This is a genomic window from Mycobacterium sp. URHD0025 (genome assembly GCF_000426065.1).
GTDB lineage: Bacteria > Actinomycetota > Actinomycetes > Mycobacteriales > Mycobacteriaceae > Mycobacterium.
Map to the genome: position 1 here is coordinate 206,524 of NZ_AUEQ01000001.1, position 13,465 is coordinate 219,988.

The following is a 13,465-nucleotide window of genomic DNA, read 5'->3' on the forward strand; positions in this document are numbered from 1 at the left end:
GGGCCCAACCGACCGGTTAATCGAGACATGCCCCGGATGGAGGTGCCGCATGCCCCTTGCGATCACGTCTGAGCACAGCGACCTGGCCGATTCGGTTCGGTCCCTGGTAGCACGGGTGGCACCGTCGGAGGTGCTGCACGAAGCTCTGGACGCGGACTGGCAGAACCCGATCTCCAACCCACCGCCATATTGGAAAGCCGCGGCCGACCAGGGCCTGCAAGGCGTCCACCTCTCGGAAGCCGTTGGCGGACAAGGCTTCGGAATCCTCGAGCTGGCCATCACCCTGGCCGAGTTCGGCTACGGCGCCGTACCTGGTCCCTTCGTCCCTTCGGCCATCGCCGCCGCGCTGATCTCGGCCGACAATCCAGAAGCCAAGGTGCTCACCGGCCTGGCCTCGGGCGAGACCATCGCCGCCTACGCCATCGACTCCGGTCTGACCGCCACCCGGCACGGCGACGGACTGGTCATCCGCGGCGAGGCACGGGCGGTGCCCGCAGGCGCGCAGGCATCGGTACTGGTGCTTCCGGTCGCGATCGAGTCCGGCGTCCAGTGGGTTGTCCTCGACGCCGCCCAGCTGGAGATCGAGCCGGTGCGCAGTGTCGATCCGTTGCGCCCGCTCGCGCACGTGCGGGCCAACGCCACCGAGGTGGCCGGCGATCGGGTGCTCTCCAACCTCAGCAGCACCCGCGCCAGGGCACTGATCACCACATTGCTGTCGGCCGAGGCCATCGGCGTCGCCCGCTGGGCCACCGACACCGCTACCGCCTACGCCAAGATCCGCGAACAGTTCGGCAGGCCGATCGGCCAGTTCCAGGCGATCAAACACAAGTGCGCCGGGATGGTCGCCGACACCGAGCGGGCCACCGCCGCCGTCTGGGACGCCGCCCGCGCCCTGGACGAGGCACAAGAAGACGATTCGGCGACAAGCCATTTCGAGTTCGCTGCCGCGGTGGCAGCCACCCTGGCTCCGGCCGCCGCGCAGCACACCGCGCAGGACTGCATCCAGGTGCACGGCGGTATCGGATTCACCTGGGAGCACGACACCAACGTCTACTACCGGCGGGCCCTCGTGCTGGCCGCATGCTTCGGCCGGGCCTCGGACTACCCCCAGTTGCTCGTCGATACCGCCACCACAACCGGAATGCGCCCGGTGGACATCGACCTCGATCCCGACACCGAGAAGCTGCGCGACGAGATCCGCGCGGAAGTGGCTGGGCTGAAAGCGATTCCGAGTGGCACGGAGCGCAACATCGCGATCGCCGAGGGCGGATGGGTGCAACCGCATCTGCCCAGGCCCTGGGGACGCGGGTCGGAACCGATCGAGCAGATCATCATCGCCCAGGAGTTCAACAGCGGCCGCGTGCGGCGCCCGCAGATGGGCATCGCGTCGTGGATCATCCCTTCGATCGTGGCTTTCGGAACCGATGAGCAGAAGCAGCGTTTCCTGCCGCCGACGTTCCGCGGCGAGATGATCTGGTGCCAGCTGTTTTCCGAGCCGGGTGCGGGTTCGGATCTGGCCAGCCTGACCACCAAGGCCACCAAGGTCGACGGAGGCTGGCGGATCACCGGGCAGAAGATCTGGACGACGGGCGCCCAGTACTCGGCGTGGGGTGCACTGTTGGCCCGGACGGACTCCGACGCTCCGAAACACAATGGCATCACGTACTTCCTGCTCGACATGAAGGCGCCCGGCGTCGAGGTCAAGCCGCTGCGCGAGCTGACGGGCAACGCGATGTTCAACACGGTGTTCATCGACGATGTCTTCGTGCCCGACGACATGGTGCTCGGTGAGGTCAACCGGGGCTGGGAGGTCAGCCGCAACACCCTGACCAACGAGCGGGTGTCGATCGGCAGCAGTGAGCCACCGTTCCTGGCCAACCTCGAGCAGTTCGTGGCGTTCCTGGGTGCGGGCCAGTTCGACCAGATCGATCAGAACCGCGCGGGCCAGTTGATCGCCGAGGGCCATGCAGCCAAGGTGCTCAATCTGCGGTCCACGCTGCTGACGTTGGCCGGCGGCGACGCCATGCCGGCCGCGGCCGTCTCCAAGCTTTTGTCGATGAAAACCGGCCAGGGGTACGCGGAGTTCGCGGTGGCCTCCTTCGGCACCGACGGGGCCGTCGGCGATCCCGAATCGGAATTCGGTCGCTGGGCCGAGTACCTGTTGGCCAGTCGTGCCACGACGATCTACGGCGGCACCACCGAAGTTCAGCTCAACATCATCGCCGAACGTCTGCTGGGCCTGCCGCGCGATCCGTAAGTCTCGCCCGGCGCGGACGTTTCATCGCGCGAGCAGACGTAAAACTGCCCGAAAACCACCGTTTTGAGGCAGTTTTACGTCTGCTCGGCGGGTGGGATCAGGCGTACCGTCGAAATAGACGGCTACCAGAAACGGTTGTACCCAACGATGAGCACGTCACGACAACGGATTCTGCGCCCAGTGCTCCTGGGTGTCGCAGCCCTGTCTGTCGTCATCGCGCCGACCGCCGTGTGGCACCAGGTCTCCCCCGCGCCAACCGAAACCCACGCCGAGCCATGTGTGAACGGCGTCATTCCGTGGAACCCGTATGTGGTGAACTGCAATCTGCCGCCCAGGCAACCCCGGGTTCGCGGGGCCGCACCCGACGCCGGAGCCATCATCGCGTGCCGTCACAAGCCGGGATGCCTCTCCTGGTACGTCAACGGGCCGCCGTAACACCATGTGAGCGCACGCCATGAACAGCGACAGGAACGACGTCGAAAAGCGTTGGCACGATCCGCAGATGTTCCGATCCGCGGTGGGCTACGTCGTGGCCGTGCTCGCCGTCGCCGGGCTCGCCTTGGTCTTCTACGCATTCGACCATTCCACGCTGTCGGCAACGCTGGTCCCGACGATTCTGTTCGTCGGAGGGGTCGGCGCATTCGTCCGCACCTACCAGGTGTGGAAGGCCGAGGGGACATGGCCGATCTGGCACGGTGCGGGCTGGTTCCTGTTGGCCTTTTCGCTGTTGTGCCTGGCGGTGCCGGGCTCGGCGATGCTCTCCTGACCGCGCGAACCTACGGCAGGATCGAATCGACGTAGCCGCCGTCGACCCTTAGCGCGCCGCCGGTGGTGGCCGAGGCCAGCGGCGAGGCAAGGTACGTGACCATGTTCGCGATCTCCTCGGGCTCGATCAGGCGCTGGAGCAACGACTGCGGCCGATGCTTGATCATGAACTCCCGCTGCGCCTCATCCCATGGCAACGACTTGTCGACGAGCTGATACACGAAATCCTCGACACCGGCCGTGTGGGTCGGACCGGCGATCACCGAGTTGACTGTCACGCCGGTACCCGCGGCCTCCTTGGCGAAACCGCGCGACACCGCGAGTAGCGCAGTCTTGGACACCCCGTAATGGATCATCTCGGCGGGCGTCACAATGGCCGAGTCACTGGCGATCTGGATCGCCCGGCCCCAGCCCCGCTCAGTCATCCCGGGTAGGTAACTACGGATAAGTCGCACCGCGGCAAGGACATTCACGTCGAAGTAGGTACGCCACTGTTCGTCGGTGATCTCCAGCGGTGGCACTGCGCCGAAGATCCCGAGGTTGTTGATCAGGATGTCGACGGCGGGCAGCTGCCGCAGCAGGTCGGCGGTGCCCTCCTCCGAGGCGACATCGGCGGCGATCCCGATCACGTCGAGCCCCGTCAGCTTGGAGACGGCTTCATCGACGCGTTGCCTCGTACGGCCGTTGACCACCACGCGGGCGCCGCTTCTGGCCAGATGCTCGGCAATGGCCAACCCGATGCCCTGGGTCGAACCGGTAACCAGTGCCGTCTTTCCGCTGAGGTCGATGTTCACAAGGGTGTACTACCACCGCCGGCGACAAACTATTCCAAGTCGCGCTACTCCAAGTCGCGCAGTTCGCGCTTGAGGATCTTGCCCGTCGGGTTGCGCGGCAACTCGTCGAGGAAGACCACCTCCCGCGGCACCTTGTAGCGGGCCAGATGCTCCTTGACGTAGGACTTGACGGTGTCCTCGTCGAGGTCCGCCCCGTCTGCCTTCACCACGAATGCCTTGAGCCGGGCACCCCATTCCTTGTCCTCGACGCCGAGTGCGGTGGCCTCGACGACATCGGGGTGTCCGCTGATCAGATCCTCGACCTCGGCCGGGAATACGTTCTCCCCGCCGGAGACGATCATCTCGTCGTCGCGGCCGCTGACGTAGAGCAGACCGTGCTCGTCGAAGTAGCCGACATCGCCCGACGACAGCATGCCGTCGATGATCTGTTTGCCGCCGCCGCCGGTATATCCCTTGAACGGGAACGTGTTTCGCACAAAGATGCGGCCGACCTGGCCCTGCGGGACTTCGTTGCCGTTGTCGTCGATGATCTTGACGGTGATGCCCTTGACCACCGGCCCCACCGTTGCCGGGTTGATCGAGAGATCTTTGGGCCGCGCGATGCTCGCGAACGCGATCTCGGTCGAACCGTAAAGGTTGTAGATCACCGGACCGAGCTCCTTGAGGGCCCGCGAGGCCAGCTCGGCACCCAGCTGGGATCCGGAGACGAAGACGATGCGCAGTGAGGACAAGTTGGGCTTGGGCGTCATCTGCTCGAGATGGTCGAGCATCCGCGAGAGCATGACCGGCACCACCACCATGGCGGTGACGTGGTGTTTCTCGACGTCTTCCAACAGGGTGGCGGGCTTGAACCGGCGCCGCAGCACCAGCGTCGTGCCCAACATCATCGCGATGGTGGCATGCAGGAAGCCGAGCGCATGGAACATCGGGGCCGGAAGCGAGGTCACCTCGCCGGCCTTGAACGGGACGTGCGACAGCACTCCCCCGATCGGGGCGAGCGACGGTGGGGCGGCTCGGTTGGCGCCCTTGGGTGTTCCGGTGGTGCCGCTGGTCAGGATGATGATCGACGGATGCTTGGTGGCTTTGGGAGCGGGCCGTCCGTTGCCGCGGGCGATGACGTCGGCCAGGGTCTCGTCGGTGCTGCCGGAAGGAGTATCGCCTCGGGCGGAGCCCGAAGATTCAGCAATGTCCGGGTTGACTCCCAGCGCCCGCAGTTTGCCCAGCTCCGGTTCGGCGTGGGCGACGGCGGCGGTGTACTCGTCGTCGTAGATGATCACCTTGGCGCCCTCGCGCTCGGAGACCTCTTTGATCTGCGGTCCCGAGAACTCGGAGTTGAGCAGGATGATCCGCGCCCCCACCCGGGCCGCGCCGTACAGCGCGACCAGGAACCAGCGGTGGTTGCGGGCCAGGATTCCTACCCCGTCACCGCCCCTGACGCCCATGGTGAGCAATTCGTGGGCCACCGCGTGCGCGGCGGCGTCGAGATCACCGAACGTGAATTCGCCTTCGTCGTCGATGACGGCGGCCCGGTTGGGATGCCGGCGCGCGTTGAGCGCCGGAATCATGCCGATCTCACCCCAGGTGCGGATGTCCCCCAGCATGGCCACGATGTTCTGTGGCGGTTCCAGCCGCAGCGCGCCCGCCTCGAACATCTTGCGCGCGTAATGCAATTCGGCCGCGCCCCGCTCCGCGTACTGCTTGGCCTTCGCTGTGAGGTTCGCCGGTAGATCAGACAAACTTGGCATGCCGCCACAATAAGTGACATCTATCGCACCAGGGGTGGTAACTACGATGTGGTCATGGCCGGTGCAATGTCGCTGGAGATCGACGGCCTCGAGGTGGCCGTCAGCAACCCCGACAAGGTGGTTTTCCCTGACGCGCACGTCACCAAGCTGGACCTGATCAACTACTACCGATCAGTGGCCGACGGGGCGTTGCGCGGGGTGTACGGCCGTCCGATGATCCTCAAGCGGTTCGTCAAGGGCATCGCCGAGGAGGCCATCTTCCAGAAACGGGCACCGGAGAAGCGGCCGGACTATGTGGACGTGGCCGAGCTCAAGTACCGGTCGGGCACGTCGGCCAAGGAAGCGGTCCTGCGCGATGCCGCCGGCCTGGCGTGGGCGGTGAACCTGGGATGCGTCGACCTCAACCCACATCCCGTGCGGGCCGAGGATCTCGACCATCCCGATGAGCTCCGCGTCGACCTTGACCCGATGCCCGGGGTCGGCTGGTCGCAGATCGTCGACGTCGCCCACGTCGCCCGGGCGGTGCTGGAGGACCACGGCCTGACCGCGTGGCCCAAGACGTCGGGCTCGCGTGGCTTCCACATCTATGCGCGCATCCAACCGAAGTGGCCGTTCACCAAGGTGCGCCTGGCGGCCGAGACGGTGGCCCGGGCGGTAGAGCTCAGGGCGCCGGACATTGCGACCGCGAGATGGTGGAAGGAAGAACGGGGCGCGCGGGTCTTCGTCGACTTCAACCAGAACGCCAAGGACCGCACGGTGGCATCGGCCTATTCCGTGCGGGCCACCGCCGATGCCCGGGTGTCGACCCCGCTGCGCTGGGACGAGGTCGACGGTTGCCGGCCCGAGGCATTCACGATCGCCACCGTGCCCGATCGGTTCGCCGAGATCGGCGACCCGTGGGAGGGCATGGACGTCACGGTCGGCGAGTTGGACGCGCTGCTCGGACTCGCCAAGGAACTCGGCCCGGCCGAGAAGGCGCCCAAGGGCGCGTCGAAAGACGGCAGGCGCGTTTCTTCGATGCCGCTGATCGAGATCGCCAAGACCAAGACCAAGGACGAGGCGATGGCGGCACTCGACGTATGGCGCACGCGGTATCCCGCCGTGGCCGCGCGGCTGGAGCCCGTCGACATCCTGCTCGACGGCATGCGCGGGCCGAGCTCGATCTGGTACCGGGTACGGATCAACCTGCAGCACGTTCCCGAGTCCGAGCGCCCGCCGCAGGAAGAGTTGCTCGCCGACTACAACCCGTGGGAGCACTACCGCGGCGCGCAGTGGCACTAGTTCTGCCGCCGAAACGACTGAGATACTGCCGTGGTGGTCGACGCCGGAAGGGTCCGCGTATTCGCCGTCGACGCGCCGGATGTCGTGCCACGAATAGCGGGATCCATCACGGTGTTCTTGCAGCACTTGGTGGCCGGGGGCGCCGCGTTGGGTTGGGTCGATCCGCCCTCCGCGGCCGAGGTCGCCGACCTTCTGGGAGAGGTGGTCCAAGGGACGGCCGCAGGCGACTCAGCGCTGATTGTCGCGGAAGTGGACGAGGAGCCGGCCGGGTTCGGCTATTGGCGCCGGTACACGCGTCCGACACACCGGCCCCATGCGGACGTGGAGAAGGTTGCCGTCGATTTGCGGTGGCACGGCCTGGGCATCGGTCGGCACCTGATGCAGGGCCTGATCCGGTCCGCTGCCGAATCACACGTCGAGATGCTGACCCTCGACCTTCGGGCAGACAACGTGCGCGCGGCCCGCCTCTATGAGTCCTTGGGCTTCAAGAGGTATGGCGTGCTGGAGAGATTCGTCGCGGTGGGTGAAAAGCGCTACGACAAGTTGTTCTACGCACTGGACTTGCGTCCCACCGCGTCTTGACCCGGAACACGTGCCGCAGCAATTCGCCAGTCGCCCGGGTGATTCGACATGGACTTGCCGGACAACAGCGGCTCACGTGTCCGGATTCCCGGCATACTGTGGTCAGATCACGCTTTAGGAGTTCGTATGCGAATCGCCCTGTTCGCGACCTGCCTGGCGGATGCGATGTTTCCACCCGCGGCGATCGCCACGGTGCAGCTGCTCGAGCGCCTCGGCCACCAGGTGGTGTTCCCGCAGGACCAAACCTGTTGTGGCCAAATGCATGTCAACACCGGCTACCTGAGGGAGGCCACCGCGCTGGTGCGCAACCACGTCGCAGCCTTCGAATCCGCGAACTGCGACGCCGTCGTCGCGCCGTCCGGGTCATGTGTCGGTTCCGTACGTCACCAGCATGCGATGGTGGCCCGTCGGGCCGGTGACGAAGCCCTGGCCACCCGCGCCGAGACGCTAGCCCACCAGACCTACGAGTTGTCGGAATTCTTGATCGACGTGCTCGGTGTCGACGACGTCGGCGCCTACTACCCGCACCGCGTCACCTATCACCCGACCTGCCACTCGCTGCGCATGCTCGGGGTGGGCGACAAGCCGCTGCGGCTGCTGCGCAACGTGAAGGGGCTGACCCTGGTGGAGTTGCCCGAAGCCGAATCGTGTTGCGGCTTCGGCGGAACCTTCGCGATCAAGAACTCCGACACGTCCACCGCCATGCTGGCCGACAAGATGGCCCACATCCTGGAAACCGACGCCGAGGTGTGCAGCGCCGGTGACTCCTCGTGCCTGATGCACATCGGCGGCGGGCTGAGCCGTCTGCGCTCCGGGGTACGCACCGTGCACCTGGCCGAGATCCTGGCGGCAGGCTCATGACGTTTCTCGGCACTCCCGGCGTCGGCAACCTCCGGGGCGACGAAGCCTTCCCGAAAGCCGCCCGCACCGCGCTGGCCGATTCCCAGCTGCGCCGCAACATCGGCCATGCCACCCAGACCATTCGCACCAAGCGTCTCAACGCGATACGCGAGTGCGACGACTGGGAGCAGTTGCGCTTCGCGGGCAGCGCCCTCAAACAGGATGTCATGGCGCGCCTTCCCGATCTGCTGGAGCAGCTCGAAGACAACGTCACCCAGCGTGGCGGCGTGGTGCACTGGGCTCGCGACGGCGACGAGGCCAACCGCATCGTCGCCGACCTCGTGCGCGCCACGGGGTCCGACGAGGTGGTCAAGGTCAAGTCCATGGCCACCCAGGAGATCGGGCTCAACGAATATCTGGAAACTCAGGGCATCGCGGCATTCGAAACCGACCTGGCCGAGCTCATCGTTCAACTCGGCCACGACAAACCCAGTCACATCCTGGTTCCGGCGATTCACCGCAACCGCGCCGAGATCCGCGAGATCTTCGCGCGCGAGATGCCCGACGCCGGCGACCTGACCGACGACCCACGGGTGCTGGCCATGGCGGCCAGGGCCCATTTGCGGCGCAAGTTCCTCACCGCGAAAGTGGCGGTCAGCGGCGCGAATTTCGGTGTGGCCGAGACCGGGACGCTCGCGGTGGTGGAATCCGAAGGCAACGGGCGGATGTGCCTGACATTGCCGCAGACGCTGATCACCGTGATGGGCATCGAGAAGATCGTTCCGAGCTTCACCGATCTCGAAGTCTTCATGCAGTTGCTGCCGCGCTCGTCGACCGCCGAACGCATGAATCCCTACACCTCGATGTGGACCGGCGTGCATCCCGGCGACGGACCGCAGGAGTTCCACCTGGTGCTGCTGGACAACGGCCGCACCCGGGTACTGGCCGACGAGGTGGGCCGCGCCGCGCTGCACTGCATCCGCTGCAGCGCATGTCTGAACGTCTGCCCGGTGTACGAGCGCACCGGCGGCCACGCCTACGGCTCGGTCTACCCGGGCCCGATCGGGGCGATCCTGAGCCCACAGCTCACCGGGACCACCGGCCACGACGACCCCAACGCGAGCCTGCCGTACGCCTCCTCCTTGTGCGGGGCGTGCTTCGAAGCGTGCCCGGTACGTATCGACATCCCCTCGATCCTGGTACACCTGCGCGCCGACCAGGTAGACCAGCAAAGAGGAGGACTACCCAGCGGCCAGGATCTCGCGATGAAGGCCGCGGGCTGGGCCATGGCGGGTCCGGGCCGGTTCTCGCTCGCGGAGAGGGCGTTGGGAGCCGGGCGGCTGATTGCCGGACGCGATCACCGCATCTCCTCGTTGCCCTGGCCGGCCTCGAAGTGGACGGCCAGCCGGGACATCCCCGCGCCACCCGCCGAGACGTTCCGGCAGTGGTGGAAGCGGACCCATGAGGAAGGCCGACGATGACCGGCCGGGCGCACGATGAGGCCAGGGCCGCCGTCCTGGGCCGGGTGCGCGCCGCGCTGGCGGCCGCCCCACCGCAATCCGTCGCGGTGCCACGGGACTATCACCGTGAGCCGCTGACCGGCGGGGGCAACGTCGGGCGGTTCGCCGAGACGGTGGCCGAGTACCGGGCCCGGGTGCATCGCATCGAGGCCGACGCGATCGCGGCGACTGTCCTCGAACTGGTCGGGCCGAAAGCTTCGGTGGTCGTCCCTGCCGATCTCCCGCCGGAGTGGGTGACGGGGCTGACGACGATCACCGACGCGCCCGCGTTGAGCGTCGAGCAACTCGACCGGGCCGACGCGGTATTGACCGGATGCGCGCTGGGGATCGCGGCCACCGGGACGATCGTGCTCGACGCCGGCGCCGGACAGGGACGGCGGGCACTGACCCTGGTGCCCGACCATCACATCTGTGTGGTGCGGGTGGATCAGATCGTCGACACCGTGCCTCAGGCGTTCGCCGGACTGTCGCCGACGCGGCCGCTGACCTTCATCTCCGGTCCCAGCGCCACCAGCGACATCGAGCTAGAGCGGGTCGAGGGCGTCCACGGTCCCCGAACGCTCGACGTACTGATTGTGTGAACCTTACCGAGGAGTAGGGCCCGAACGGTTCTTAGCAAAGTATTAACGGCAGCTCCCAGCCGCCTTAAGTTGCCCGCATAGCGTCATGGACAGGTTGACGCGACGGAGCTCAGCCAGAGCTCAGGAAAGACGGCGGGAGGCTGATCATGACTTTCACGAACAACACCCCGGCAATGGATCGACACTTTCGGTACGGGAATCCGGCAGTCATCTTCGATGGCGCCTCGATGCGCGCTTACTGCCGCCAGCTGGCGACAGTGGTGTCCATCAAGGGAGATGTCGACAACAGCAATATCGACCAGATCGCGTCTCATGTGAACCGGCTCATCCTTCCGGAGAAGCCGTTGGCACTCGATCTCAGCGGTGTGAACAACTTTGCGCCGCACGCAATTTCACTTTTCTACGACATCGATGAACGGTGCGGCGCGCTCGGTGTGGACTGGACGGTAATCGCCAGCCAGTCGGTAATCGCCGAAATCCGGCGCCAAGAGGTGGGCGTACCGCTCAGCTCGTCGGTGCCCGAGGCCCTGCATCACTTCGACGAAGGCAACATGGCACGCCGCCGGTTGCTCCCCTTGCTTACCAAGAGCGCCTGAGAGAAAGGCCAACGCAATGTTGATCGATGTCCGCTGGTTGAACCGTCTGCTTCGTCATCGTCACCGGACGGTGCACATCTAGTTCGCCGCATCCACGACAGATACCGAAATGGCTGCCAGACCTGGTCTGGCAGCCATTTTCGTTTTGTTGGCGGCGAACAACAGCGATGCGCCGACGGGAGCCTTACTGCTCGCGATCGTTTCGCCCGGGCGCGAATTTGGGTGGGCGACAAGGTGAACCGGGCCTACCGAGATTCGGGGGACGGCGCTCAGGAGTTTTCACAGATCACAACCTCCTTGCCGAGCGAACGATTCGTCGCGCGCACCACTGCCCAGCTGCTAGTGTTCGGCCCGCCGGGCGATGCAATCGGCACCTGCCCATCTCGGGAAGGAGTTCCGCTGTGTCCCGCACATTGACCACCGTGCGCTACGGAATGGTTCCGGCTTTCGCCGCCGGCACCGTGGGGGTCGTCCTCGGTCTGTTCAGCCCGATGACCGCCACTGCCGAGCCACCACCGCGCCCGCCCGATTGCACGGCCGCCGATCTCGCCGGAATCGCTTCCGGGGTCGCTGCCGCGACATCCACATATTTGTGGTCCCACCCAGATGTCAACGACTTCTACACCAACCTGCACGGCCGCCCGCAGGACGAGGTTCCCCAGGACACCAAGGCCTTCTTCGACGCGAATCCACAGGCCCATGCCGACCTGGTCGGCATCCGCCAGCCGCTCACCGACTTCCGCGACCGCTGCGGGATCAAGCCACCTGATCAGCCTTTAGGACAATGATGTTCAACTCATCGATGTTCAACTCATCGTCACGTTCACCATGGTTGCGCGCGGCCACAGCCGCGCTCGCACTGACCGCACTGCCCGGCGTCATCGTGCTGGCCGCCCCGGCCGGGACGGCCAATGCCGACGTGTGTGCGAGTGCCGGCCGCCGGATCTCGGTCGGCGGGTGCGTCAACGTCGCCGACGCCGTCGCCCCGTACGTTCCGCCACCGGCCTACTACGCTCCGCTGCCTGAGGATCCCCCACCGCCGCCACCGCCGCCGGGCTCGAACATCAGCGGCTGCATCGGCTACAACGGCCGGTGGGTGCACGCGGGCGGCTGCAACTAACTCAGCGCCGGTTTCCACCTGGGGGCAGTCGCCGGCGTCGAGCCACAGCCCCGTTGTGGAAAACGGCGCGCATTTCAGCCCTGACAGGGCAGCCGGGAACTCAGGCGATCGCGCCGGAGTCCTTGAGTTCGGAGATGCGGTCCCAGTCGATTCCGAGTTCCATCAACACGATCTCGGTGTGCTCGGAGGCCTGGGGTGCGCGCGTGGTCTCCAGCGGTTCGTGATTGAACTGCACGGGCCCGCGCACCACCTTGAACGGCTTGCCGCCGTCGGTGGCCTCGACCTCGACGATCATGTCGTTGGCGACGGCCTGGTCATCGCTGGCGAGGTCGGTCAGGCTCTGGAACGGCGCCCACTGGCCCTTCATGGTCTTGAGGTGCTGGCGCCAGTATTCGAAGGGCTTGCTTCCGATCGCCTGGGCGATGAGTTTGACGCCTTCCGAGGCGTTCTCGATCAGCGGCAGCACGTCGGAGAACCGGGGATCGTCGGCCAGCTCGGGCAGACCGAGGTGTTCGAAGGCATCGCGGATGTAGCCGGTCGGACTGACGATGCACAGGTTGATGGTGCCGCCGTCGGAAGTCCGGTAGTTGGCCATGAAGGGGTTGACCGACGTGGCGTCGTCCGGCATCAACGAGCGCATGGTCTCACCGGTCTCCATGCCCTGGGTGACGCTGGCACCGGCCGCCCACCAGGCGGTGCTGAGCAGCGAGACGTCGATCTCGGCGGTTTCTCCGGTGCGCTCGCGATGGAACAGGGCCGCGGCTATGCCACCGGCGATGTTCATCCCGCCGATCGAATCGCCGAAGGCCGGGATCCCCTGGGACAGAGCACCATTGATCGCTTCTGGGGTGAGGGCGTGCCCGACGCCGCTGCGGGTCCAGAACGCGGTGCCGTCGAAGCCGCCGGTGTCGCGCTCCGGCCCCTTGTCGCCGTACGCGCTGCCGCGGGCATAGATGATGTCCGGGTTCACCGCCCGGATGTGCTCGACGTCGAACTTGTTCTTCTGCCGTTGGGCGGGCAGGTAATTGGTCAGGAACACGTCGGCTGTCTTGGCGATCTCGTAGAGGATCTCCTGACCGCCGGGGGTGGAGACGTCGATGCCGACGCTGCGCTTGCCCCGGTTGGGATGCTCGATGAGCGGGTGGCGGTTCGGATCGAGTTGATGCCCGCCCATGTTGATGAAGCCGCGCTGGGTGTCGCCGCGCACGGGATGTTCCACCTTGATGACGTCGGCACCCCAATCGGCGAGGATGGCACCCGCCGCCGGTACGAACGTGAACTGAGCGACCTCAAGTACTCGCACGCCCTGCATGACCTTGATCAACGCGGCTCCTCACCGTCGGACTTACGGTAAGTGTAGCGAGACCGCCGATCCCCGCCGGCG

The 13,465-nt window shown here is 66.2% G+C and carries 14 protein-coding genes; 11 read left to right on the forward strand and 3 right to left on the reverse strand.

What is annotated here, in order from left to right; translation table 11 throughout:
- Positions 1 to 49 precede the first annotated feature (49 nt).
- The 3 genes from H977_RS0100960 to H977_RS0100970 all read left to right on the forward strand — a co-directional run bounded on the left by H977_RS0100960 (position 50) and on the right by H977_RS0100970 (position 3,023).
- Positions 50 to 2,257, forward strand: a complete 2,208-nt coding sequence (locus H977_RS0100960; protein ID WP_029106108.1) for an acyl-CoA dehydrogenase family protein — start codon at positions 50 to 52, stop codon at positions 2,255 to 2,257.
- 147 nt (positions 2,258 to 2,404) lie between these two features.
- Entirely contained in the window at positions 2,405 to 2,692 is a 288-nt protein-coding gene (locus H977_RS35540; protein ID WP_029106109.1) for a hypothetical protein, read from the forward strand.
- Positions 2,693 to 2,711: 19 nt separating this feature from the next.
- Entirely contained in the window at positions 2,712 to 3,023 is a 312-nt protein-coding gene (locus tag H977_RS0100970) for a hypothetical protein (RefSeq protein ID WP_029106110.1), read from the forward strand.
- A gap of 10 nt (positions 3,024 to 3,033) precedes the next feature.
- On the opposite strand, the gene H977_RS0100975 is transcribed toward H977_RS0100970, so the two are convergent.
- Together H977_RS0100975 and fadD2 are read right to left on the reverse strand one after the other, a co-directional pair.
- Entirely contained in the window at positions 3,034 to 3,816 is a 783-nt protein-coding gene (locus H977_RS0100975) for an SDR family NAD(P)-dependent oxidoreductase (protein ID WP_029106111.1), read from the reverse strand.
- 44 nt (positions 3,817 to 3,860) lie between these two features.
- Entirely contained in the window at positions 3,861 to 5,561 is a 1,701-nt protein-coding gene (gene fadD2, locus H977_RS0100980) for a long-chain-fatty-acid--CoA ligase FadD2 (protein ID WP_029106112.1), read from the reverse strand.
- A 54-nt stretch (positions 5,562 to 5,615) separates the two neighbouring features.
- On the opposite strand from fadD2, the gene ligD reads away from it, so the two are divergent.
- The 8 genes from ligD (at position 5,616) to H977_RS0101020 (ending at position 12,081) form a co-directional block, all read left to right on the forward strand.
- On the forward strand, positions 5,616 to 6,842 hold the full coding sequence (gene ligD / locus H977_RS0100985; protein WP_029106113.1) for a non-homologous end-joining DNA ligase: 1,227 nt from the start codon (positions 5,616 to 5,618) through the stop codon (positions 6,840 to 6,842).
- Between the two features lie 33 nt (positions 6,843 to 6,875).
- A complete protein-coding gene (locus H977_RS0100990) occupies positions 6,876 to 7,424 on the forward strand; it encodes a GNAT family N-acetyltransferase (protein WP_029106114.1) in 549 nt (182 codons plus the stop codon).
- A gap of 126 nt (positions 7,425 to 7,550) precedes the next feature.
- Complete coding sequence (locus H977_RS0100995; protein WP_029106115.1) at positions 7,551 to 8,285, forward strand: (Fe-S)-binding protein; 735 nt, start codon at positions 7,551 to 7,553, stop codon at positions 8,283 to 8,285.
- Complete coding sequence (locus H977_RS0101000) at positions 8,282 to 9,745, forward strand: LutB/LldF family L-lactate oxidation iron-sulfur protein (RefSeq protein ID WP_029106116.1); 1,464 nt, start codon at positions 8,282 to 8,284, stop codon at positions 9,743 to 9,745. Before H977_RS0100995 ends, H977_RS0101000 begins: the two co-directional genes overlap by 4 nt.
- The gene (locus H977_RS0101005) at positions 9,742 to 10,365 is read left to right on the forward strand and encodes a LutC/YkgG family protein (RefSeq protein WP_029106117.1); all 624 of its coding nucleotides are present in this window, start codon (positions 9,742 to 9,744) and stop codon (positions 10,363 to 10,365) included. The genes H977_RS0101000 and H977_RS0101005 overlap by 4 nt, the downstream gene beginning before the upstream one ends.
- Before the next feature lie 146 nt (positions 10,366 to 10,511).
- Positions 10,512 to 10,961, forward strand: a complete 450-nt coding sequence (locus H977_RS0101010; protein WP_029106118.1) for an STAS domain-containing protein — start codon at positions 10,512 to 10,514, stop codon at positions 10,959 to 10,961.
- A gap of 434 nt (positions 10,962 to 11,395) precedes the next feature.
- Positions 11,396 to 11,749, forward strand: coding sequence for a heme-binding protein (locus H977_RS0101015; protein WP_036474885.1), 354 nt, complete (start codon positions 11,396 to 11,398; stop codon positions 11,747 to 11,749).
- A 44-nt stretch (positions 11,750 to 11,793) separates the two neighbouring features.
- Complete coding sequence (locus H977_RS0101020; protein WP_502691126.1) at positions 11,794 to 12,081, forward strand: hypothetical protein; 288 nt, start codon at positions 11,794 to 11,796, stop codon at positions 12,079 to 12,081.
- 100 nt (positions 12,082 to 12,181) lie between these two features.
- On the opposite strand, the gene H977_RS0101025 is transcribed toward H977_RS0101020, so the two are convergent.
- Positions 12,182 to 13,393 (reverse strand): CaiB/BaiF CoA transferase family protein, encoded by a 1,212-nt coding sequence (locus tag H977_RS0101025; RefSeq protein WP_029106121.1) that lies wholly within the window; start codon positions 13,391 to 13,393, stop codon positions 12,182 to 12,184.
- Positions 13,394 to 13,465 lie beyond the last annotated feature (72 nt).

What these genes read in the sequence shown, in the direction of transcription:
- ligD (WP_029106113.1), top strand. Translation starts at nt 5,616, where the DNA reads ATGGCCGGTGCAATGTCGCTGGAGATCGACGGCCTCGAGGTGGCCGTC.
- H977_RS0100970 (WP_029106110.1), top strand. Translation starts at nt 2,712, where the DNA reads ATGAACAGCGACAGGAACGACGTCGAAAAGCGTTGGCACGATCCGCAG.
- H977_RS0101010 (WP_029106118.1), top strand. Translation starts at nt 10,512, where the DNA reads ATGACTTTCACGAACAACACCCCGGCAATGGATCGACACTTTCGGTAC.
- H977_RS0100960 (WP_029106108.1), top strand. Translation starts at nt 50, where the DNA reads ATGCCCCTTGCGATCACGTCTGAGCACAGCGACCTGGCCGATTCGGTT.
- fadD2 (WP_029106112.1), bottom strand. Translation starts at nt 5,561, where the DNA reads ATGCCAAGTTTGTCTGATCTACCGGCGAACCTCACAGCGAAGGCCAAG.
- H977_RS0101000 (WP_029106116.1), top strand. Translation starts at nt 8,282, where the DNA reads ATGACGTTTCTCGGCACTCCCGGCGTCGGCAACCTCCGGGGCGACGAA.
- H977_RS0101015 (WP_036474885.1), top strand. Translation starts at nt 11,396, where the DNA reads ATGGTTCCGGCTTTCGCCGCCGGCACCGTGGGGGTCGTCCTCGGTCTG.
- H977_RS0101005 (WP_029106117.1), top strand. Translation starts at nt 9,742, where the DNA reads ATGACCGGCCGGGCGCACGATGAGGCCAGGGCCGCCGTCCTGGGCCGG.
- H977_RS0101025 (WP_029106121.1), bottom strand. Translation starts at nt 13,393, where the DNA reads ATGCAGGGCGTGCGAGTACTTGAGGTCGCTCAGTTCACGTTCGTACCG.
- H977_RS0100995 (WP_029106115.1), top strand. Translation starts at nt 7,551, where the DNA reads ATGCGAATCGCCCTGTTCGCGACCTGCCTGGCGGATGCGATGTTTCCA.
- H977_RS35540 (WP_029106109.1), top strand. Translation starts at nt 2,405, where the DNA reads ATGAGCACGTCACGACAACGGATTCTGCGCCCAGTGCTCCTGGGTGTC.